At 39.2% G+C, this 22005-nt stretch carries 18 protein-coding genes; 6 read left to right on the forward strand and 12 right to left on the reverse strand.

Annotated features, from left to right (window positions below; translation table 11 throughout):
* Window positions 1-37 precede the first annotated feature (37 nt).
* From BM179_RS10260 to BM179_RS10270, 3 genes are all read right to left on the reverse strand, one after another.
* Entirely contained in the window at window positions 38-937 is a 900-nt protein-coding gene (locus BM179_RS10260) for a helix-turn-helix domain-containing protein (protein WP_092016337.1), read from the reverse strand.
* A 51-nt stretch (window positions 938-988) separates the two neighbouring features.
* Complete coding sequence (locus BM179_RS10265; protein ID WP_092016340.1) at window positions 989-1324, reverse strand: DUF4907 domain-containing protein; 336 nt, start codon at window positions 1322-1324, stop codon at window positions 989-991.
* Between the two features lie 75 nt (window positions 1325-1399).
* A complete protein-coding gene (locus tag BM179_RS10270; RefSeq protein ID WP_218159197.1) occupies window positions 1400-2968 on the reverse strand; it encodes a Kelch repeat-containing protein in 1569 nt (522 codons plus the stop codon).
* A 312-nt stretch (window positions 2969-3280) separates the two neighbouring features.
* On the opposite strand from BM179_RS10270, the gene BM179_RS10275 reads away from it, so the two are divergent.
* A complete protein-coding gene (locus BM179_RS10275; protein ID WP_092016346.1) occupies window positions 3281-3868 on the forward strand; it encodes a TMEM175 family protein in 588 nt (195 codons plus the stop codon).
* A 95-nt stretch (window positions 3869-3963) separates the two neighbouring features.
* Here BM179_RS10275 and BM179_RS10280 read toward each other — a convergent pair whose 3' ends face one another.
* The 3 genes from BM179_RS10280 to BM179_RS10290 are packed head-to-tail and all read right to left on the reverse strand — an operon-like array spanning window position 3964 to window position 9706.
* The gene (locus BM179_RS10280; protein ID WP_092016350.1) at window positions 3964-7122 is read right to left on the reverse strand and encodes an efflux RND transporter permease subunit; all 3159 of its coding nucleotides are present in this window, start codon (window positions 7120-7122) and stop codon (window positions 3964-3966) included.
* 50 nt (window positions 7123-7172) lie between these two features.
* Window positions 7173-8315: an efflux RND transporter periplasmic adaptor subunit gene (locus BM179_RS10285; protein ID WP_092016353.1), complete on the reverse strand. Its 1143-nt coding sequence runs from the start codon at window positions 8313-8315 to the stop codon at window positions 7173-7175.
* A gap of 20 nt (window positions 8316-8335) precedes the next feature.
* Complete coding sequence (locus BM179_RS10290) at window positions 8336-9706, reverse strand: TolC family protein (protein WP_229632935.1); 1371 nt, start codon at window positions 9704-9706, stop codon at window positions 8336-8338.
* 918 nt (window positions 9707-10624) lie between these two features.
* On the opposite strand from BM179_RS10290, the gene BM179_RS10295 reads away from it, so the two are divergent.
* Together BM179_RS10295 and BM179_RS10300 are read left to right on the forward strand one after the other, a co-directional pair.
* The gene (locus BM179_RS10295) at window positions 10625-11221 is read left to right on the forward strand and encodes a GDSL-type esterase/lipase family protein (RefSeq protein WP_092016356.1); all 597 of its coding nucleotides are present in this window, start codon (window positions 10625-10627) and stop codon (window positions 11219-11221) included.
* Window positions 11222-11261: 40 nt separating this feature from the next.
* Window positions 11262-11987, forward strand: coding sequence for an esterase family protein (locus BM179_RS10300; RefSeq protein WP_092016359.1), 726 nt, complete (start codon window positions 11262-11264; stop codon window positions 11985-11987).
* Window positions 11988-12037: 50 nt separating this feature from the next.
* On the opposite strand, the gene BM179_RS10305 is transcribed toward BM179_RS10300, so the two are convergent.
* From BM179_RS10305 to BM179_RS10315, 3 genes are all read right to left on the reverse strand, one after another.
* Window positions 12038-13471: a DUF3300 domain-containing protein gene (locus BM179_RS10305; protein ID WP_092016361.1), complete on the reverse strand. Its 1434-nt coding sequence runs from the start codon at window positions 13469-13471 to the stop codon at window positions 12038-12040.
* Window positions 13472-13521: 50 nt separating this feature from the next.
* Window positions 13522-14121: a DUF4136 domain-containing protein gene (locus BM179_RS10310; protein ID WP_092016364.1), complete on the reverse strand. Its 600-nt coding sequence runs from the start codon at window positions 14119-14121 to the stop codon at window positions 13522-13524.
* Window positions 14122-14626: 505 nt separating this feature from the next.
* The gene (locus tag BM179_RS10315) at window positions 14627-15589 is read right to left on the reverse strand and encodes an MBL fold metallo-hydrolase (RefSeq protein WP_092016367.1); all 963 of its coding nucleotides are present in this window, start codon (window positions 15587-15589) and stop codon (window positions 14627-14629) included.
* 182 nt (window positions 15590-15771) lie between these two features.
* Between BM179_RS10315 and BM179_RS10320 the strand changes: the two genes are divergently transcribed.
* Complete coding sequence (locus tag BM179_RS10320) at window positions 15772-16074, forward strand: DUF4286 family protein (RefSeq protein ID WP_092016370.1); 303 nt, start codon at window positions 15772-15774, stop codon at window positions 16072-16074.
* Window positions 16075-16153: 79 nt separating this feature from the next.
* Here BM179_RS10320 and BM179_RS10325 read toward each other — a convergent pair whose 3' ends face one another.
* Together BM179_RS10325 and ung are read right to left on the reverse strand one after the other, a co-directional pair.
* Window positions 16154-17620 (reverse strand): TlpA family protein disulfide reductase, encoded by a 1467-nt coding sequence (locus BM179_RS10325; RefSeq protein WP_092016373.1) that lies wholly within the window; start codon window positions 17618-17620, stop codon window positions 16154-16156.
* Between the two features lie 36 nt (window positions 17621-17656).
* Window positions 17657-18322 carry a uracil-DNA glycosylase gene (gene ung, locus BM179_RS10330; protein ID WP_092016378.1) on the reverse strand — a complete coding sequence of 222 codons (666 nt, stop codon included), beginning with the start codon at window positions 18320-18322 and terminating at the stop codon, window positions 17657-17659.
* 228 nt (window positions 18323-18550) lie between these two features.
* Here ung and apaG point away from each other — a divergent pair, with 228 nt between their 5' ends.
* Together apaG and BM179_RS10340 are read left to right on the forward strand one after the other, a co-directional pair.
* On the forward strand, window positions 18551-18937 hold the full coding sequence (gene apaG, locus BM179_RS10335; RefSeq protein ID WP_092016383.1) for a Co2+/Mg2+ efflux facilitator ApaG/CorD: 387 nt from the start codon (window positions 18551-18553) through the stop codon (window positions 18935-18937).
* 161 nt (window positions 18938-19098) lie between these two features.
* Entirely contained in the window at window positions 19099-19869 is a 771-nt protein-coding gene (locus BM179_RS10340) for an O-methyltransferase (RefSeq protein ID WP_092016387.1), read from the forward strand.
* Between the two features lie 4 nt (window positions 19870-19873).
* Here the strand turns inward: BM179_RS10340 and scpA are convergent, their stop codons facing one another.
* Window positions 19874-22000 (reverse strand): methylmalonyl-CoA mutase, encoded by a 2127-nt coding sequence (gene scpA, locus BM179_RS10345; protein WP_092016390.1) that lies wholly within the window; start codon window positions 21998-22000, stop codon window positions 19874-19876.
* Window positions 22001-22005 lie beyond the last annotated feature (5 nt).

Genomic DNA, 22005 nt, shown 5'->3' on the forward strand with positions numbered 1-22005 from the left:
ACAGTTTTCAAACCAAATACTATAAAAATCAAACAGGCTACCGAAATGACTTTGGGGTCAGACTGGTTTGTTTCTTGAAGAAATTATTAAAATAAGCCGGATTTTCAAATCCCAGACTGTAGGCTACTTCTGCAACATTCCAGTCGGTATGTTTCAGCAAAGCTTTTGCTTCATGTACAATTCTTTCTGCAATATGTTCTGTAGTCGTTTTTCCGGTAACTTCTTTTACCGCACGGTTCAAATGATTGACATGCACAGATAATTTCGCAGCATAGTCGGCAGCTGTTTTAAAATTCAGTACATGACCAGGTGTATCTATGGGAAATTGTCTTTCTAGCAATTCTATAAATAAACCGGCAATTCTGGAAGAGGCATTCGCATGTCTGAAATAATTATCCGCAGGTTGCAACTTAAGGGCTTCATGAATAAGCAGATGCACATAATTACGAATCAGATCCAGTTTATAAATGTATTCAGATTCATTTTCAGCCATCATTTTACCGAAAATTTCACAGATGGAATCAACTTGCCGGTCTTCCGGAAAAAAGACAGGATTCCCTCCTATTTTAAACAGAGTTGATTCTGAAATACTTAAAAGACGGGTATTTTCATTGACAAAATCTTCAGTAAAAAGGCAAAAATACCCTTTTTGAGATGCTGAGCGGGGTTCCCAGGAATAAGGAATAACAGGATTGGAAAAAAGTAAGGCCGGGCTGTTGATTTCTATGCCTTTATCGGCATAATAAAGTACACCGGTACCAATAATCAGGGAAATCTTATAAAAATCTCTTCTGTTATACGGCGTAGCATTTCTACCGCAGAAATCCTCCCGGCGATACACATTGAAATGACTTTTGGTTTTGGTATCGGCAAAAACTCCGGCTTTTTCAGGAAGAGAATGCCGGAAATAAAAGTCCTGTATCGTTTCTGGTTTCATAAAACAAAATTATGAAATTCAAACAATTCCAAAAAGAACCAGGTTTATTATTTATTTCAGTACCACTTTCAGGCTATCAAGTTCTTTACGGGAAACTGAAGGAGGGATCAGCCCTTTCCGGATCTTTTGCTTCACCAGCTTTCCTACTGCTTTAGCATCTCTCCGAGATTTAAAACCATTCAACCCGGTTACAACTGGAATGTGAGGCTGATGAACTTTCATTTTTCCGTTTACATAAACATCATAACCCCATCCGGTTTCGGTTTTAATAATTTTCACCAGAATTTCAGGAGAACCGGAAAGGGCACTGAGTTTAGAAAAAGCTGAATAGTGAGCAGTTATTAATAGCACTGAAAATACCATTGATTTCATGAAGCTTCTTTTCATACGCAGTACTATTTTAAAAGATATTACACGGAAATCCTCTGCAAACACTTCCGTGTAATATCTGTCATTGATAAATTAAGGGTTATAAATATACCAGTCTTTGCGGATTCCGCTGCTTAAGCCTGTTCCCAGATAGATTTTCCTGTTCAGTACAAATCCGGCAGCAACAGCTCTTCCTTCAGAAAAATCCGCTTTTTTAGTCCAGGTTGCTTTCGACATATCGTATTCATAAAAATCACTGAGGAACTCTCCGGTACTTTTCAGACCCATCCCTACATATCCTTTTCCTTCAATTCCCAAACCAATAGCACCCGTTCTTGCTCCCCCCGGGAAATTACTTTCCTGATTCCAGCCTGCTCTGGAAGCAGGATCAAATGACCATACATCTCCCAATACATTATTGCCATCATACCCTCCGACAATCAGACCTTTATTATCAATTGTCAAAGCAGCAGGATTCTTACGGGCAGTTCCCGGCAGGCTCCTCTCCTGTACCCATGTGTCTGTACCGGTGTCGTAAGACCAGCATTCTTTTCCGTCGGTGCCATTTCCTCCTACTGTGTAAACCTTATTGCCTATTCCGAAATATCCCGACTCTGCAATCCCGCCATTACCTCTTCTTATCGGATTCTTTTGCGCCCAGACATTGCTCAAAGGGTTATACTCATACATAGAAGGTGTCCGGGTTTCAGTTTTGCTGGTATAACCCAAACCAACATATCCTTTGAAATTAGCCGCATAAGCAATTCCATAACACATGGTTCCTCCGGCATAATCTGCCTTTTGTGTCCAGACATCATTATCAGGATTGTATTCCCATAAATCCTTGAAAATAGTGCTATAACCAGTGGTTGTACCTAAACCTACATAACCTTTTGTCCCGATCGAGAAAGCAATTGCTCCGAATCTGGCAGAGCCCCCGAAATCAGTCAGTTTTTTCCAGAAATTAATCAGGACAGGAAGCGGGGAGGTTTTAAAACTAAGCGTATTCCCATAAGTTGTTACACCGTTTGAGATGAAATATGCCCTGAAATTATAGGTAGTATTAGCAGTAAGATTTGTAGCATCAACGCTGAATGCAGCAGGAAAAGAGGCAGGACTCCCCGATATGGTTCCTTTCGGGTCGGAAGTTACAGGGTTGGGGTTAGAAGAAGACCAGCAGATGCCGTATTCCGAAATATTATATGTCCCTTTACTCTTAATCGTTGCCTGAAGTTTTGCGGTGAAAATAGTAACACCAGTTGATCCGTCTGTACTGAGTGTTCCCTGTACAAGATCCGAGGTCTTAAAACTTACTGAAGAACTGTAAACCGGCCCGGAAGCAATAACAGCATAAGCCCGGACATTATAAGTCGTCCCGGTTTTAAGACTTTGAATCTGATCAGAAATAGTAACAGGTGTAGGAGTACCCTGACTCACAGCTCCGTGTGAAACCTTTGCATCACTCAGCGTCGGAGCAGCATTGCTTTCAGAATAAACAAAACCGTAATCAGAAATATCCTGATTTCCTGAGTTGGAAATCTGTCCGTTAAAGCGTGCAGAATTGATTGTTAATTCCGAAACTGCTGCAATTTCCACAGTTGGCGGAACAGGTGTAACCTCTTTTGTTTTACTACAGGACTGAATCCATATAAATCCAGCCATAATAAGTAATAGGATTAGTTTCTTTTTCATAGGTCAGGGAAGCGATTCAGCCTCCGTTTAGGGGAAATAATTTTAGAATTCATCATTTCAGACAATCCAAAACTATTATTTACAGAGATATGCCCTGTGATGAAACCGACGAAAGGCCATCAGAAATCGGTGAAAGGAGAATGCACAAACCTGTGCTTTACAAAATCCTGTAACAGAGCAGATTATCATTTTTTATTTTCCGGTGCTGTATTTCAATCCACTTCTTAATTTTCTTAGTTTTGTCAAAACAATCGTCAATTTCAATCTATATCAATTACATCAATGGGAAAAGGTCGCCTAGAGGCATTCAGCGATGGTGTCTTAGCTATTATTTTAACAATTATGGTACTGGAAATGAAAGTTCCTCATGGTAACAGCCTGAGTTCTATCATTCCGGTCATTCCGGTTTTTATGAGTTATGTACTCAGTTTTGTTTACATCGGTATTTACTGGAATAATCATCATCACATGATGCATGCTGTGCAGTCCGTTAACGGAGCAGTTTTATGGGCAAATCTTCATTTACTTTTCTGGCTGTCTTTGATTCCGTTTGTAACCGGATGGATGGGCGAAAATCATTTTGCCAAAACACCCGTCATGTTTTATGGAATTGTGCTCATAATGAATGCGATAGCCTATACTATTTTATCGAAGTTATTGATAAAACATGCCGGGAAGAACTCCGCTCTCAGTCAGGCAGTGGGAAAGGGCTGGAAGGGAATTTTATCTTTATGCTGCTATTTCACAGGCGTTTTCATTTCTTTTTTCAATTCTCAGATTAGCATCTGTATCTACACCCTCGTAGCTGTAATCTGGTTCATCCCGGATTCGAGGATTGAGAAAAAAATTGCCGGGAAAGAAACAAAATGATGCTTTCTTCTATATCAGGAAAGGCTATCAGACAAAAAGCGGATAAGGTCATAAAACCCTATCCGCTTTTTGCTTATAAAAGGCATTTTCAGAATCTAAGCACCTTCCAGAGCTTCTTTTGCTTTCTTAAGCTTTCTTCTGTAAGCTATTTTTTCAATTACTACAAAAAGCACCGGCACTACAAATATAGCCAGTGAAGTTGCTGCAAGCATACCACCGAATACCGTCCAGCCAATTGTTTTCCGTGATTCTGCAGCAGCACCTGAAGCAAAAGCCAACGGCAATACTCCAAGAATAAATGCAAGAGATGTCATAATAATTGGTCTCAGACGAAGCTGGACTGCTTCCAGCGTTGCCTGTATTAAATCCATTCCTTTATCAACACGCTCTTTGGCAAATTCTACAATCAGAATGGCATTTTTGGCAGCCAGACCAATCAGGGTAATTAAACCAATCTGGGCATAAATATTGTTAGACAAGTTTGGTAATAAGGTCAGCGTCAGGATTGAGCCAAATGCTCCGATAGGAACAGCGAACAATACTGAGAACGGAATCGACCAGCTTTCATACAATGCAGCGAGGAAGAGGAATACAAAGACAATTGAAATCGCAAAAATAGTTATGGTACTATCTCCTGCTTTAATCTCTTCACTACTCATTCCGGAGAATTCATATCCATAACCGGTTGGCAAAGTGGTAGCTGCCACTTCTTTCAAAGCATTAATCGCCTGACCGGAACTGAAGCCCGGTTTCGGAACTCCGTTGATTTCTATCGAACGGTAAACGTTATAGTGAGAAATCAGGGCTGGGTTTTCCACTACCTTACTTGTTACCAGGGATTTCAGCGGAATCATATTCCCGGCGCTGTTGCGAACATAGAATTTCTCAATTTTATCCAGAGAAGTACGGAAACTACTGTCAGCCTGAACCATTACACGGAAATTTCTTCCGTAAAGCGTAAAGTCATTCACATAAGAACTACCTAATAAAGTAGAAAGTGTTCCGAAAACATCAGAAATCTGAACGCCCTGTTTTTTCGCCTGATCTCTGTTAACATCAATCTGATAACTTGGAGTACGGGTGCTAAAGAATGTATAAGCCATTCCTATTTCCGGGCGCTGGTTTACAGCACCAAGGAATTTGCGTGCCACCTTTTCAAATTGCTGAATATTATCTGTACTGGTGGTCTGCTGTAATTCGAATGTAAAACCTGCCGTCTGACCCAAACCCGGAATTGCAGGAGGAGCAATTGCCAGGATCCTTGCTTCCTTGATATCTGAAGTACTTTTCTGGATCTGGGCAATTACACTCTGTACATGGTGTTCTTTACCTTTACGGTCATCCCATGGTTTTAAGTTAACGAAAAAAGTACCTACGTTTACTTTGTTTGAAAAACTTACTACGTTCAATCCGGCAATACCACCAACCACTCTCACTTCAGGAATTGCTTCGATACGCTTCATGATTGTCTTAAACAATGCAACGTTTCTGCTGGTTGAAGTAGCTTCAGGCATTTCGTAAGTTACATATAAACGGCCTTCATCTTCTGTAGGGATAAATCCGGTAGGCTTAGCTTTGAACAGGAAGAAAAGTCCTACGAACAGACAAACCATCATCACAAGTACTAATGGAGTTGCTTTAATCCATTTTGCTACACCTCTGGTATAAGCATGAGAGATTTTCTCGAATCTTTCGTTAAAAGCATCAAAGAATTTCTCCAGCAGATTTTTACGGGCATCTTTTGCTTTCGAAGGTTTCAGCAAAATTGTACACAAAGCCGGTGTTAATGAAAGTGCCACAAATGCTGACAAAATCACTGAAACTGCAATAGTTATCGCAAATTGCTGATACAAACGACCTACAATACCCGGTACAAAACTTACCGGAACAAATACCGCTGCAAGAATCAGGGCAATGGCAATTACCGGGCCTGAAATCTCTTTCATCGCCTTAATTGTAGCATCTTTCGGAGAAAGGTTATGTTCATCCATATTATGCTGAACAGCCTCCACTACCACAATCGCATCATCCACTACAATACCAATTGCTAATACAAAGGCAAAGAGTGTCAAGGTATTAATGGTAAAACCGAACGGAATAAACAGAATAAACGTACCTATCAAAGATACCGGAATCGCAAGAATCGGAATCAAAGTTGCCCGCCAGTTCTGTAAGAACAGGAATACTACTAAAATTACGAGTATCAAAGCCTCCACCAATGTATGAACTACCTCATTGATAGACACTTTCACTACTGTAGCTGATTCCAAAGGCACAGAATAGTCAATGTCTTTCGGAAAATTCTTTCTCATTTGGGCTAAAGCCTTATTTACACCATCATAGGTATCAAGTGCATTAGCACCCGGAGCGAGGTAAAGCAATACAAATGCCGCAGGCTTTCCTGATACAAAGGCATTTACGCCATAGTCAAACTTACCAAGTTCAACCCTTGCCACATCTTTCAGGTAAACGATGCTTCCATTGTTTGGAGAAGAGCGGATAATAATGTCTTCAAACTGCTGCTTTGTATTCAAACGGCTGTTTGTCAGCACACTGTATTCAAAAGCCTGCGCAGAAGGCTGTGGGTTTCCCCCGACTGTACCTGCTGCAATCTGAAGGTTTTGTTCTGCCAGCGCTGCCGAAACATCGCTTGGGTTCATTTTCAACGCCGCCAGTTTCTCAGGATTCAACCAGATTCTCATCCCGAAATCATCCCCTCTTGTAACAATATCCCCAACTCCTTTTACCCTTTGCAAGGCATCTTTCAGGTAAATATTGGCATAGTTACCGATAAACTTAGAATCGTGCGTTCCGTTTGGCGAGTAAATGGCAAGAGCCATCATAATACTCGGTGTTCTCTTTCTTACTGTCAGACCCAAACGTTTTACAACATCCGGTAAAGTAGGCTGAGCTACACTCACCCGGTTCTGCACATCAAGTGCTGCAATATCTACATTTGTTCCGACATCAAAAGATACGTTGATACTACTCTGACCGCTACTGGTACTGTTACTCGACATATAGGTCATTCCGGGAGTACCGTTAACCTGGGTTTCAATGGCCGTTGTAGTAGTCTGCTCAACGGTTTGGGCATCAGCCCCGGTAAAAATACCGGAAATAGTAACGGTTGGAGGTGTAATATCCGGATATTGTGAAACGGGTAAAGTGGTAAGGGCAATTATACCTACCAAAACAATTACGACGGAGGTAACGATTGCCGTTATCGGTCTTTTTATAAAAACATCTGCTATCATTTTGATCTATCTTATAATAATTTTAAAACCTTAGAGAATTCAGGAAATATCTATTTTTTAGGAGCGGCAGACGCTGCTGCAGCCGGATCAGCAGTTGTAATAACTGATCCTTCTCTCAGGTTCTGGATTCCTTCCACCACAATCTTCTCTCCTCCTTTTAATCCGTTTTTCACAATAATATTAGTTCCGATTGCTGTACCCAATGAAACCCTGCGCTGGCTTACCTTGCTGCTATCACCCGGCACATATACAAAGTATTCTCCCAATTGCTCAGAAACTGCTTTGTAAGGAATTACAATCGCCTGGCTTGATGAGTTGAGAACTCTCACCGTTCCGGTCATTCCTGATCTCAATAAATTCTTTGGATTCGGGAATACCAAACGGGTTTTAATAGTTCCGGTTTGCGGATCAACGGCTCTGTCTAGCAGGACAATTTTCCCGTTATGAGGGTAAACTTCATTACCAAACGCAAGTGTAAAGGTAGAATCATTCAAACTACGGCCTTTCTGCAATAAACTGGCAAAATGATAAATTTCTTTTTGATCTACATTAAAATCAACCGCTAATTGGTTATCGGTTGAAACTGTATTTAAAACCGTCTGACCAGCTGTTACTGCGGCACCTTTTTTAACCGCAGAAATGCCGATTGTTCCGTCAAACGGAGCAAATACTTTAGTATAACGGACATTAGTCTGCACGCCTCTGATTGAGGCATTGGCTGCCTCAACCTGTTTTTTAGCCACTTCAAGTGCTGCATCTGCATTATCAACCAATTGTTTGGCAACGGCATCATTTTTTTCAAGCTCATGGAAACGGTTAGCGTCTTTCTGCGCTTTCACCAGATTTGCTTCCTGAACCTTAAGATTGGCTACAGCCTGGTCATAATTTGCTTCATAAAGCTGTGTATCAATTGAATAAAGCAATTGTCCTTTACGTACTCTTGCTCCGTCGCTGAAATGAACGCCGGTTACAAATCCGCTTACCTGCGGACGAAGTTCTACAACATCCAAAGCCGTTACTGTGGCCGGGTATTCATCCTGATATGAAGCATCAGCTGTTTTTACCTCTTCAAGTGTTACCGGAACAGCCTGAGGACCCTGCGGCATTTGCTGCTGTGGCTTCTTGTCTGCACAGGAAGCTAAAAGGAAAAGAGAACTTACTATAGTATATTGTTTCAGTGTATTGAAAAACATAATGATCTGGATGGTTTCTGTTAATAATTTAATTGTCCCAATGCTTTTTGCACATCTACCTTACTCGAAAGTACCAGATAAAGTGCATTGTAATAATTTATTCTTGCAGTTCTGAGATCTGTCTCTGAAGTGATTACTTCCAGATAGGTTTTGATACCAGATCTGTATTGAAGCTGAACAAGGTCATATACTTCTTTGGCCAATTCCATATTTTCCTTCTGAGAACTATAAACGGCAAGGTTGCTCTTATAAGTTGCCAAAGCCTGCTGATATTCCGAGCTGACGTTCAGCTTTAAATTATTGACATCCCATTCAAGGCGTTTGAGCTGCCATTCAGCATTGTTGATATTTGCCTTTCTTTTTCCCCCCTGAAAAATCGGAAGCGACAAAGTAAGTGCCGCGAATGAGTTGGGATAATTTTTAGTGTACAAATCTGAAAAAGTATTGTTTAGATAGTTCAGGTTGTATGCCCCGTTAATAGCCACATTGGGAAGATAACTCCACTTGTTATATTTCAGATCTGCTTCCCGAAGTCTTTTCAATGTAACAAGCTGCTGGTATTCAATTCTGGTTCTGAAATCAACCTGCTGCATGGTATCAACTTCAATCTCTCTGTCCATTTGCAAGGTATCATACACAATTTTCAATTCTTCAGAATCAGGATAACCCATCAGGCTTTTCAGGTTCTGAACCCTGGCTTTCAGCAACTCTTCATTGCTTTTCTTGGTAGCCATGGTATTATTAAGTGTAATTGTTACTCTTTTGAAGTCGATCTTATCAGTTGCTCCTGCTTTATACTGATTCGTTGCATCTTTCAGACTTCTTTCAAGACGGGTAATATCTCCTTCAGAAACTGAAATCTGCTGCCGGGTGGCCAGAACTGCATAAAAAGCTTTGGAAACATTTGCAGCCACGGCTATTTTATTATTGGTAATATTCTGGCTTGCCTGCAATCTTACATCATTCTGACTGCGGTTGGCTAACAGGGCATCGCGATTGAAAATATTCTGGGTAAGTGAAAATTGTGCCGCAGAAGTATTGTCAACCCCTAGTTTTACAGGGTTACCGCCAATCACACTGGTCTGGACCAGAAAGTTATGCTGTAAATTGTAGTTGAAATTAATCTGAGGATACCAGTCTGCGAGTTTACTCTTAATGGTATTTTCCGTAATGCGTTGATCTATAATAGACTGCTGGATTAAAGGTTGATGCTTGATAGCATATTGAATGACATTTTCCAGGGTTGCATTGTCCAATTTTTCGGCCTTGACGGTGGCACTTTCCGGAGGATTTTCCTGGCTGATTGTCTGTGAATGGATAGTTGATGGTAACTTGCAAATCAGGAATGCAGTAAAAAACATCCAGTGCAAAGTTTTTCCGACTTTACGCATGTAATTCATCTAGATTTAAAAATAGTTAACGAATAATACCTTCCATTTGTCGGCGCTGGGCTTTTAAGAGGAACGATTTAATTTAAGCTTAAGCAAGTCGGGCTGATTTTCAGAACATTGATTTTGATCATCAATAATTGTATCGGCGTTAAACAATAGTAACCGAACTTTTGCAGATACGAAAATCATCTCTGTTAACTGATATGTCGTTATACAAATTACTGTATTTCTTACCATTATCACTGATTCAGATTTTACAACTATATTATGCTGTAATGCTGAACATGTTAAAGGTAGGATGTACCGTTATAACGACCTGACTCACTCTCCCGCAAAGTATCTGGAATGTTTGCTCAGATTTTCAACCTTCGGATGAATTGAAAGTCATTCGGTTGGAATTGATAAGTACACTTAGCATACATTGACGGTTATAATTTTAATTCCTTTTTGAAAAAATAGGTTCCCTATTCATTTGAATAACATTTTAATTAACAAATGTTGCCTGAGGCTATTTTAAATTCAGTGAAAAGCCAAATTTCATTCTTGCTAAAATATCAGACTTAATTTTAGAATTTTGGAAAATTTATATGATTTTATTAAGAAACTTGAAAAATATATGCGCTCTGAATAAGACTCTTTTTAAAAGGAAAAGTTTGAATTATCTGAAAAAAAACCTGATAAGTTTCAGGTAATTTCAGAACTGTGATGTGTTTGTTTCCGGAAGAATTTTTAAGGTTCTGAAAAAAATATCAGGATGTGTTCTAAGCTGTTACATAAAGAAATCAATAAAAAGAGACGAAATCTGAATAATTTCACAAATTGTTTCAGATACTTAATCTTTTGTTAATTTCCACCGATTACCTTTGTAATGACAAACTCAATTTCAACGGCAAAAGTTTTAAAAATTATAATAATAGTATGTTTTGGTACGAAGAAGAAGTACAAAGAGTCGAAAAAGAAGTAGCACAATTGAACTATCAGCCTGAAACTATTTTTTACGGTAGTTCGTCTTTTACCAAATGGGAAACTTTGTACAGTGACTTTCCGGAATTTAAACCCGTAAATCTTGGTTTTGGAGGCTCAACACTTGCGGCCTGTACCTGGTATTTTGACAGATTAGTTGCTCCGATACAATCTGCAAAGTCAATTGTCATTTATGCAGGAGACAATGACCTGGGAGATGGAAGACATCCTGAAGAAATCTATTTCTTTTATCTTCAGCTCATTTGTCAGATCAGGAAAAAATTCGGTGCAATTCCCTGCTATTTTATTTCGATTAAACCAAGCTGGAAACGTTGGGATATTAATGAGCAAATCAAATTCACGAATTATATTATTGAGAGAGAAATCGGGAAAAATGATAATGAGAATTATATAGATGTTTATACGTCAATGCTGGATAAAGAAGGTTTCCCTAAAAATCAGCTTTTTGGAGAAGACGAATTACATCTGAGTCCTGAAGGATACGCTATCTGGAAGGAAATTTTGTCAAAAAACATATTACAACCTATTTAAAAATCTGTATTTCGAACAGATTTCGTATTTTCACCTCAATATGGAAAGAGCTTATCATAAATGGTTCAGCAAGGAGCTGGAACGAGATATGGAATTATTGGTTTGGGGGCATTCAGGTGCTCCTGTAATATTTTTCCCGACCCGCTCAGCCCGTTTTTATGATTATGAAGACTGGAAAATTATTGAAGCCCTGCGAGACAAAATCGAGTCAGGTCAACTTCAGATTTTCTGTGTCGATAGTGTTGATGATGAGAGTTTTTATTCAAAGGATGCTCCTTCTGCAAGGATTAAAAGACATTTACAATACGAAAAGTATATTCTGAATGAGGTGATTCCGCTTATCAGAAACCTTAATCCGGATCAGAGACTGATTGCTGCCGGATGTAGTCTGGGGGGGTATCATGCTGTAAACATTGCATTCAAATATCCTTTCATATTTACGAAAGTTGTGGGTATGAGCGCAAGATATGACCTTACCATCTCTCTCCCGCATTTCAACAACCTTTTCGACGGCTATTTTAATGAGGATATTTATTTCAATATGCCAAACTGTTATATTCCCAATATTCACGATGAGCAGTTACTTAATCAGTTGAGAAGCCTTTCTATTATTATTGTAATCGGGAAGGAAGATGCTTTTCTGGAAAATAACAAACAATTGAGTCTTTCCCTGCATGAAAAAGGGATTAATCATGATTTTTATGAATGGGATGAGGAAGCCCACAGGCCCCGATACTGGCGCAGAATGGTTCAGCTATATCTTTAACCAAACAAAAACCCGAAAGAGTTTCTTTCGGGTTTTTGCTTAACACAACACTATCGGTGTCCACGGCCGCCGCCACCACCGTGGAAACCTCCCCCACCTCCTCCGCCTCTGAATCCGCCACCACTAAAACCACGGCTGCCGCCGCTATTTCCCCAGGATTGGCTGTGATAAGTATTGGTATTGGAACGATTGTAAGAATCTACCCTCTGTCCATTGTTACCTCCACTACCCATTCTTGAAGAATAATTATTTGATCCTCTGAAATTTTGAGGATTTGTTATCCAGTTTGATCTTCCTCCACTATAAACTCTCGGTTGGAAATTCTGTCTGGCAGCACCAAAGAATCCTCTGTTAATACCGCCGTAATAACGACGCTGAGCCCCGTAATTATAATAATAATGTCCGTATTGACGGTATAAATTCGGGTAGTAACGATAGGCTCCACCAAAGAACCAGGCTGAAAAACCGAATGAAGGGAATCCATAGAATACCGGTGCACCCCCAAAACCGTAATAAAACCCGGTGCTGAAACCAAAGGAACCAGGATACCAGTTTGCCGAAGTGTACCAGTAAGGATATCCGAACCAGTATGAATAAGGATTATAATAATTGTTATAGCCCCCATAACCATAAGCAGGATTGTAGTTATTATAACCGTTAGACTGGGCATAATCTCTGGAAGCCTGCTGTAACTCCTGTAATGCCTGAGGGTTTTGGGCAAGTTCCTGCTGATAATTCGCTAAATCCTGCTTGTTCTGCGCTTCAAGGGTATCATGCAGATCTGCAAGACTTTTTTGAGTACCCTGCGGATCGGCTTTATATTTATCACTTAGTTCTGCGGTCAGATTTAAATTGCTGTTTAGCAAAGAAATTACTTCAGGCATAGCAACCAATTTAGTCAAAGCCATCTGTGTATCAGGACTTAACGGATTGATAAGTGCTCTAAAATCACGTTCAGCCTGCTGATTAAGATTATCAACCAGCACAAGATCTTTATGGTGATTGTTATACAACTTCCACGAAGCTTCTTTCAATAAGTCGGTTTGTTCAGGTAACATTGCCTGAATCTGTTCTTTAGAACGATTATCCGGCATGGTTGCCAAAGCGTGCATCAGGTCCGGGAAACGTGAAAGTTCATAAAACCATCCTTGTTTCTTTTGTCCGTAGTCCTGAATAGTCTGCTGAAAAGCCATACTCGTCTGATCATGCAATTGAGCCATTTTTTCCAATACATCGGGATACTGGCTCGCAATAAGTATGGCATTTCTTACATCCTCTTTATATGGAGCAATTGAATTTACCAGATTCTGCTGGTCATCCTGCGGGTTATTTTGTCCCTGACCCATTTGCGGCGGCTGATTGTTTTGTGCATTTACTGAAAAACTCAGGAAAAGTCCTGAAAATGCAACCCAAACAAATATGGAAGAAAGGAGGCCTTTTACTGTCATTCCGGTAAAACCTCTTTTGTTATCTATCGATTTCATTGTCTTAAATAAAAATTGTTAAACGATTTGTCTGAACTATTATACAGCCATTAATTCCTGTTGTTGTTCATTACCGGATATTTTGCCAGAATTGTTCTGGCTTCTTTAGAAAACTGTTTACTTAATCTGGCAGGATCATTTACAGGATTTTCCACAGAACCTCTCCAGACTAATTCTTTGGTCCGGGCATCAATCACATCAATAATCAAGGTTCCGTTGGTATAAGGTTCCATGTGATAACCCATTCCCCAGGGGTTATAATAACCTCCATAACCCATATACATCAGCTGCCCCTGAAAATAGAATGATCTCGGACCAAAACCATAATAAGGATACATTGAATACGGATTAGAAACCGTCCTGGTTTTCTGTTGGGTAAAAATATGATACATCAGAAAGAAGTCCGGATTCTGGTTATCTTCGGTAATTCCCCTCATGGCAAATTCATTCCTGATGGCACTTTTTATATTTGCTTCAACTAATGAGCTTTTATAAAAAGGATTATTTCCTGCCAGCACATTTGGTTTTACCCAGGCGTATCTTTTATAATCCAGAAAATTAGCTGTCGGTTTCTGATCAACCTTCACTGACGAACAGCTGCTCAACCCCAATCCCAGAGCCAAGGCAACTAAAATTGTTAAGCGTTTCATAAATACTTGTATTTGATAAGATTAAAAAGCTTATTCCCTAAAACTATATCGAAATTCTCTGAAGAATTAAATATTCCTTGAAATCAATAACAGGGGAAATAATGAACGGAAGGCTTTAAAGATGTTTTCATGATCTGTAATTAAGTAATTGATTAAACCGAACCCATTTCCCGAGCTAATAATATATTTCAAGGGCAATAAAAAATTCAGGTAAATCTCAGATCATATTTTTCTATTGGTTAGTATTGGAACGTAACTGATTTTTAGACAGGAATCGGTTACTTTGGTTTAATCGGGATTTATTTAAAAACTTTAATTTTTACAAGAAAACCACTGATTTTAAAACGCAAATCAGGAAGCAATTAGTTTGCAGCAGAAAAATAATTTTAAACGCCATTAAATGTATTTCAACAAAAAAGTGTATTCAAAAATATCTCGTTTTCAATAGAATAAGAAACGAAACATTTTGAATACACTTTTGAATTATCCGGAGAACAGGTAATGTTTAGAGTTTAAAATCTTTTCCCTGCTCCGGAAATATAATTTCAAGTCCGAGGGGATTCTGTGCCTTTAATTGTTCTTTGATCTTCAATTCACTTGATAAAGGAGGTTTTAAATGAGTGATAATCACGTTCAGGCCTTTAACAGCATCTTTTCCGGCAAATCCTGCCAAAACATTCATTTCATTCATCAGCCATTTTGGTGTAAGATGGCCGAAAAGAAACTTATCGGGTTGCTCAGTCGGAAAGGAAACTTCTATGAAAATACCTTTCAGACTTTTGTTTTGCACCAACGGAGCTACTTTCTGCCAAAGCTGACGAAGTTTGTCGCTTTTTTCCACCTCATCCGGACCGGTATCACCAAGGTACAAGATATAATTGCCATTACTGTTCACCAGATAAGCAGTACTCTGATAAGGATTGATATGACTTAAAGGAAATGCCTGCACCGTCATTCCGGTATTTTCGAGTGGCGTTTCTTTCGCTAATTCAAGCGTTTGAAAATGATATTTCTTCAGGTGGACACCTTTTCCCTCATCTCCGAAATTAGCCCAGGTTTCATCATTAAAATAATGATTTTCCATCATTTTCATGCAATCTGCTGTGGCATAAACGGTTTTTGAAGAATCAGCAGGAGAATTAATAATCAGTCCAGAAACATGATCCAGGTGAGCATGAGAAATCAGATATCCTTTGATATATTTTTTAAGTACATATGGTGTTGAAGCTTTAAAAACACCATTCGCTACTGCTTTATCAATTCCGGAATAAATTGTTCCGGCGTCCAGGCAGATATAAGTTCTGGTATCCGCAGGAGCCAGCATATAGGATGACAAATTACTTTCGTCCGTGCCTCCTTTTACCCCAAGCGGAACCACATGAAATGAAGTACCGGATTGGCCCTGTGCTATTATTAAACCGGGTAAAAAAAGGAAAAAGGAAAAAATCAGAGATTTGAAAATATTCATTTTAAGGCGTTTATTGAAGTGAATGCGATGTCTTAACAGTCGGAAAATAGTTTTCCTGCAAACATAAAGGAGATTATTCAGGGAAACAATGAATTGCCTAATAAAATAAAGCCCTTAAAGTAACCCGCTTAATGTTCTGAATTTCGTAATTTTGCACTTTGATTCTAATTCTTTACGAGAAAATGCTTCTATATAACATTACTTACAGTATCGACGAAAATATTCATACACAGTTTATTGAATGGATGAAAGAAAACCATCTTAAAGAGGTTTCAGCGATTAGTTTCCTGCAGAATTGTACCATTTTAAAATTACTTACTGAAATTGATAACGGCGGAGTAACCTATACATTTCAATACCGTTTTACCAGTATGGATAGTTTTGATATTTTCCAAAATGAGTACGAAGATGATTTGAGGAATAAAGTTCATCAGAAATTCAAGGGTTCTTTTGTAGATTTTGCATCTTTACTCGAAGAAATCTAGTCAGGTTCTATGACAACGTAAAAAGGCCTGTATCATAAACAAATTGCTTATGATACAGGCCTTTTTACGGTTAAATTTTCTATTTTTTACCTTCCGTCAATTGCAGGATATCATTCAGAATAGCAGGATCAGATGGTCTTCTGGCATTATTATTCACGATCACACCCTCTTTGTTAATCAGAATATACCTTGGAATAGCATTAATATTAAAAAACTTCGCTGCCTGAGAGGCCCAGCCTCCCAGCGACAAACCATGTAAACCATTATCCAGTTTAAGACTTTCTATTGCTTTTTTCCAGATCTCGACCGTGTCATCAATCGAAATATAAAGAAACACAATATCTTTTTTCTGCTTGTCGGTCAGTTTGGCATGCAATTGCTTTGAATAAGGGAATTCCATGCGACAAGGCCCGCACCAGGATGCCCAGAAATCTATATACACCACCTTTCCTTTCAGACTTGCCAGAGAAAGTGTATCTCCTTTCAGACTCAGCATTCTGAACCAGTTTTTAGAGTCGTCCGCTTTTTTGGTTACTTCCTCATCCTTTTTGCTCATAATGCTGCCACATTTCTCCCTGATAAGAGCTGCATAAGCTTCAGAATTGGGTGTAATTGACAAAGCTGAAAAAACATTTCTTGCCACCGAGGGCAAAACCTGTTCACATCTGTCATAAAGCAAACCGGCCAGAATGTATTGATAAGCCTTCCCCTGCAGGTGTTCTCTGGCAAAAAGGTGCTTATCCTGAATCATTTTGCTCATATCGGCATACTTTACAAATCCTTTGTCTTTCGAATTATAATATGTTACATAATAATTGACAAAGGCTCTGTATTCAGATGAAAGCATGGTATTTTCATCCTGAATTTTCTTTTCATCAAGTCCTTCGAGCAGAACAGAAGGAAGTGATAATACATTCGGGACTTTAGGATCCGAATTTCCTCTTACAATCGGATAGGCAAGCAATAAATGCCAGTAGTTCCATCGAATCTGATTTTCAAGATATTTTTTGAAATCTTCTGAGAAATTATCTTTTCCGGGAAACTCTCTGTAGAACTTAGTTTGTGCCCTTTTGGTATCAAAAAGAGCCATTTCCCAGGCATCCACACCACTTTCTTTCAGTTTAGCATACATCATCGATGTGTTAAACTCTTTACTGAACTGCTGGTTGAATTTTGCCAGAAAGTCATTTTCCGATGCTTTAGAGCCTTTGAATTTAACAGATTTAAAAAAATCTTTCCCATCAAATTCCAGATCAATATTGTCTCCTTTATCTGCAAAAATGAAAAGATGCTGTTTTTTATAAACCAGTTCCAGCAAAGTGACTGCATTAACATCCGCTGTAAACTTCAATTGCTGGCTTCCGTTTCCTTCAGAAACTCTGATAACCTGAGCTGAAGATGCCGGATTTTCACCCAGAAACAGAACATCATGAATTAATTGCAGGGTATCGCCCTGAGCATTCTCTGTTTTCACTGAAATATTAACCGACTGTGCTTCAGACAGCAGGGAAGTGAAAGAAAGAAATAAGATTAGTAAATGTTTCACGGGATTGTCTTTAGTATTGTTTTCAAATGATTCTTATTACCATTCAATTCCACTTAGACCTTTGTCAATCAGATAGTTATTAGCCTGAGAAAAATGTCTGGTGCCAAACCAGCCGCCATAATTAGCTGCCATTGGTGAGGGGTGTTTAGCTTTCAGAATCAAATGTTTGGAACCATCAATTACGGCACCTTTATCCTGAGCGTACTTTCCCCAAAGCATGAAAACTACTCCGGATTTTTCTGCTGAGATACAACGAATGACGGCATCTGTGAATTGTTCCCAGCCTTTTTTCTGATGAGAACCCGCCTCTCCTGCTCTAACAGTCAGCGTGGCATTGAGCATCAATACCCCTTGTGTTGCCCATCTTTCCAGATTACCGGAAACCGGAACCGGTTTCCCCAAATCACTCTCAATTTCTTTAAATATATTTCTAAGTGAAGGCGGGTGAACTACTCCGTCATTTACCGAAAATGAAAGTCCGTTTGCCTGCCCGGCTCCATGATAAGGGTCTTGTCCTAAAATAACCACTTTTGTTTCATCAAAACCGCATTTGTCAAAGGCATTGAAAATCAGCTTTCCGGGAGGATAAATTTTGGTCTGCTGGTATTCACTTTTAACAAATTGAACTAAATCAGTAAAATAAGGTTTCTGAAATTCAGCAGCAAGACGATTTTTCCAGGATTCGGCAATATTTACGTTCATTTTTCGGTAGTAGTTTGAATTTGGCTATCCCGTACATATTTTTGTAAAAAACTTTGGGGCCAACTGATCTATTTTTTGGTAAAGTAATTGATTTTAAAACTCGTTTGACGTAATTTTCGTTAAATATAGGAAGCTTCTAAATTATTAAGGCTAATTTGATCCAAATTATTGAACTTAAAACCAGAAGTGTGACTCAACTAATCCAGATAACACAAAATTTCTGATCAAATGATAAGTGCTATAACTGAAGGCGTAAAAGTTAGTGTGCAGACTGAATATCAGGCTGAGTATTCAAACCCTCTGCATGAACATTTTGTTTTTTCTTACCGGATTCGTATTGAAAATGAAAGTGATTTTACGGTACAGTTACTTCGCCGTCATTGGTTTATTCATGATGCTAACGGAACTATCCGTGAAGTTGAAGGCGAAGGTGTTATCGGGAAACAGCCTGTTTTAGAACCGGGCGAGTTCCACGAATATGTAAGTGGCTGTAACTTAAACACTTCTATCGGAAAAATGGTTGGAACCTACCTGATGGAAAGAATCATGGATGGAAAACATTTCATGGTACAAATCCCGGGTTTCTCAATGATTGCTCCTTATCGTCTGAATTAATCCTGATTTTTTTCAGAAAACTTCTTATCAATGTACTGAGATTTTGTGCCGGTTCTGTCAGTCTTCATATAAAATCCAAATCACTGACTGAATATATTACACTGAAAATCAGAACATTCTGACATTTCTTCTTTGTCTTTATTCTTAAAGTTTATATAGTTTTGATTAAAAAATACTTAAAATACCTTCTTACCGCTCGTAATGAGCATTCTCTTCATTCTCCTTTTGTCTTTGAACTGTACACAAAAGTCATTCGTTCCAAAAAATCTTCTGATATTTTCAGGGAAATAGAATTACTCCGCAGTAAATTATTGAAAGACAAGAGGACTATTGAAATTACGGATTTCGGAGCGGGTTCAAAAATCTACAAAAGCAATACCAGACAAATCAGGCAGATTGCCAAAAGTGCAGAAAAGTCTCCGAAATTCGGAAAATTGCTTTTCAGGCTGATCAGTTTCTTTCAACCTTCAGTAATATTTGACCTGGGAACTTCCCTGGGAATCACTACCATTTACGAGTCCAAAGCAAATCCGAAAGCAAAGCTAATTTCCTTCGAAGGTTGTCCGGAAACTGCTAAAATTGCCTTACAGAATTTTAGTGATACGGCCTGTAACAATATAGAAGTGGTGGTCGGAAATTTAGATGAAACGCTGCGGGAAAAGGTAAATCAGGTTTCTCAGATAGATTTTGCCTTTTTTGATGCCAATCATCGTTATGAGCCGACCATGCAGTATTTTAAAACATGCCTGCCGAAAGTTCACAATGAAACGGTTTTTGTATTTGACGACATTCACTGGTCAGAAGAGATGCATCGGGCCTGGACTGACATAAAAAATGATTCTTCTGTACTTATTTCAATTGATCTGTTTTTTGTAGGTCTGGTATTTTTCAGAACAAATCAGCCAAAGCAGGATTTTGTCCTTAGGTTTTAAGAAGTTAATTCATTAGTTCACTCAGAATCTTCTGGGCGGCAATGGAAATAATTGTTCCGGGACCGAAAACACCTTTTACTCCTGCATCATATAAAAACTGATAATCCTGCGCCGGAATTACGCCACCGGCAATTACCAGAATATCTTCTCTTCCAAGCTTTTTCAATTCTTCAATCAGCTGGGGAACAAGCGTTTTATGCCCTGCTGCCAGACTGGATGCTCCTACCACATGTACATCATTTTCAGTTGCTTGTCTGGCAACTTCTTCCGGTGTTTGAAATAAAGGCGTAATATCTACGTCAAAACCCAGATCAGCGAAGCTCGTAGCAATTACTTTAGCGCCCCTGTCGTGGCCGTCCTGCCCCATTTTTGCCACCATAATTCTTGGTCTGCGACCTTCTATTTTCGCAAACTCATCTGCCATTTCTCTGGCAATTCTGAAATTCTCGTCGTCTGTCACTTCTGAAGAATAAACACCTGAAATTGAACGGATAATAGCTTTATGGCGTCCGTAAACTTTTTCTAAAGCCATTGAAATTTCTCCTAAAGTAGCTCTTAATCTGGCTGCTGCTATGGCTAAATCTAATAAATTTCCCTCTTTTGTAACAGCAGCATCTGTAATGCTCTGTAAAGCCTCCTGCACCAAAACCTCATTTCTTTCTTTTTTAATCCTTTCTAGTCTTTCAATCTGTGACAACCTTACGGCCTGATTATCTACTTCAAGAATCTCTATGTTAGTTTGTTCGGTAATCTGGTATTTATTGACACCAACAATAATATCCTTTTTAGAATCAATTCTGGCCTGCTTTTTAGCCGCGGCTTCTTCAATTCTCATTTTAGGCAAACCAGTTTCTATGGCTTTAGCCATTCCGCCAAGTTCTTCTACTTCTTCAATAAGTGTCCAAGCTTTTTCTGCCAGTTCTTTCGTCAGAAATTCTACGTAATAAGAACCTCCCCAGGGATCTACAATTCTGGTTATATCTGTTTCATTTTGAAGATATAATTGCGTATTTCTGGCAATTCCTGCTGAAAAATCTGTTGGTAAAGCAATAGCCTCATCCAGTGAATTGGTATGAAGACTCTGGGTATGTCCCAACACGGCAGCCATTGCTTCTATGCAGGTCCGGGTAACATTATTAAAAGGATCCTGTTCGGTCAGCGACCAGCCGGAAGTCTGACAATGCGCTCTCAAAGCCAGAGATTTACTGCTTTGAGGGTTAAATTGTTTAACAATTTTTGCCCAAAGCATTCTTCCCGCCCTCATTTTCGCAATTTCCATAAAATGATTCATGCCGATAGCCCAGAAAAAGGATAATCTTGGTGCAAAATTATCAATGTCCAACCCTGCTTTAAGGCCGGTTCTGAGATATTCCAGGCCATCTGCCAGCGTATATGCCAGCTCCAGATCTGCAGTTGCTCCCGCCTCCTGCATATGATACCCTGAAATAGAAATGGAGTTGAATTTCGGCATTTTTGCCGCAGTATATTCAAAAATATCGGCAATGATTTTCATAGATGGTTCCGGCGGATAAATGTATGTATTCCGAACCATGAATTCTTTGAGTACATCATTCTGAATGGTTCCTGATAATTTATCAGGACTTACACCCTGTTCCTCTGCCGCTACAATAAAAAATGCCATAACAGGCAACACCGCCCCGTTCATGGTCATGGAAACAGACATCTGATCCAATGGAATTTCATGAAAAAGGATTTTCATATCCTCCACAGAATCTATGGCTACCCCTGCTTTTCCCACATCTCCGGTTACTCTGGGATGATCCGAATCATATCCCCGGTGCGTTGCCAGGTCAAAAGCAACGGATAAACCTTTTTGCCCGCCTTTCAGGTTTCTTTTGTAAAATGCATTGGATTCTTCAGCGGTTGAAAAACCTGCATACTGCCGGATTGTCCAGGCTTGCTGTACATACATTGTAGAGTAAGGTCCCCGCAGGAAAGGAGGCAATCCTGCTGCAAATTGTAAATGCTCTGCCCCTGCAATATCATCAGCTGAGAAAACCGGCTTTACGGTAATTCCTTCCGGAGCTTTCCAGCTTTTAGCATTTTCCGTAGAAATTTCCTCTTTTTCAAATGCTTTCCTCAATTCTATTTTAGAAATATCTGGCTTCATGACTT

The sequence above is a fragment of the Pseudarcicella hirudinis genome (assembly GCF_900115665.1).
In the GTDB taxonomy this organism is placed as follows: Bacteria; Bacteroidota; Bacteroidia; order Cytophagales; family Spirosomataceae; genus Pseudarcicella; species Pseudarcicella hirudinis.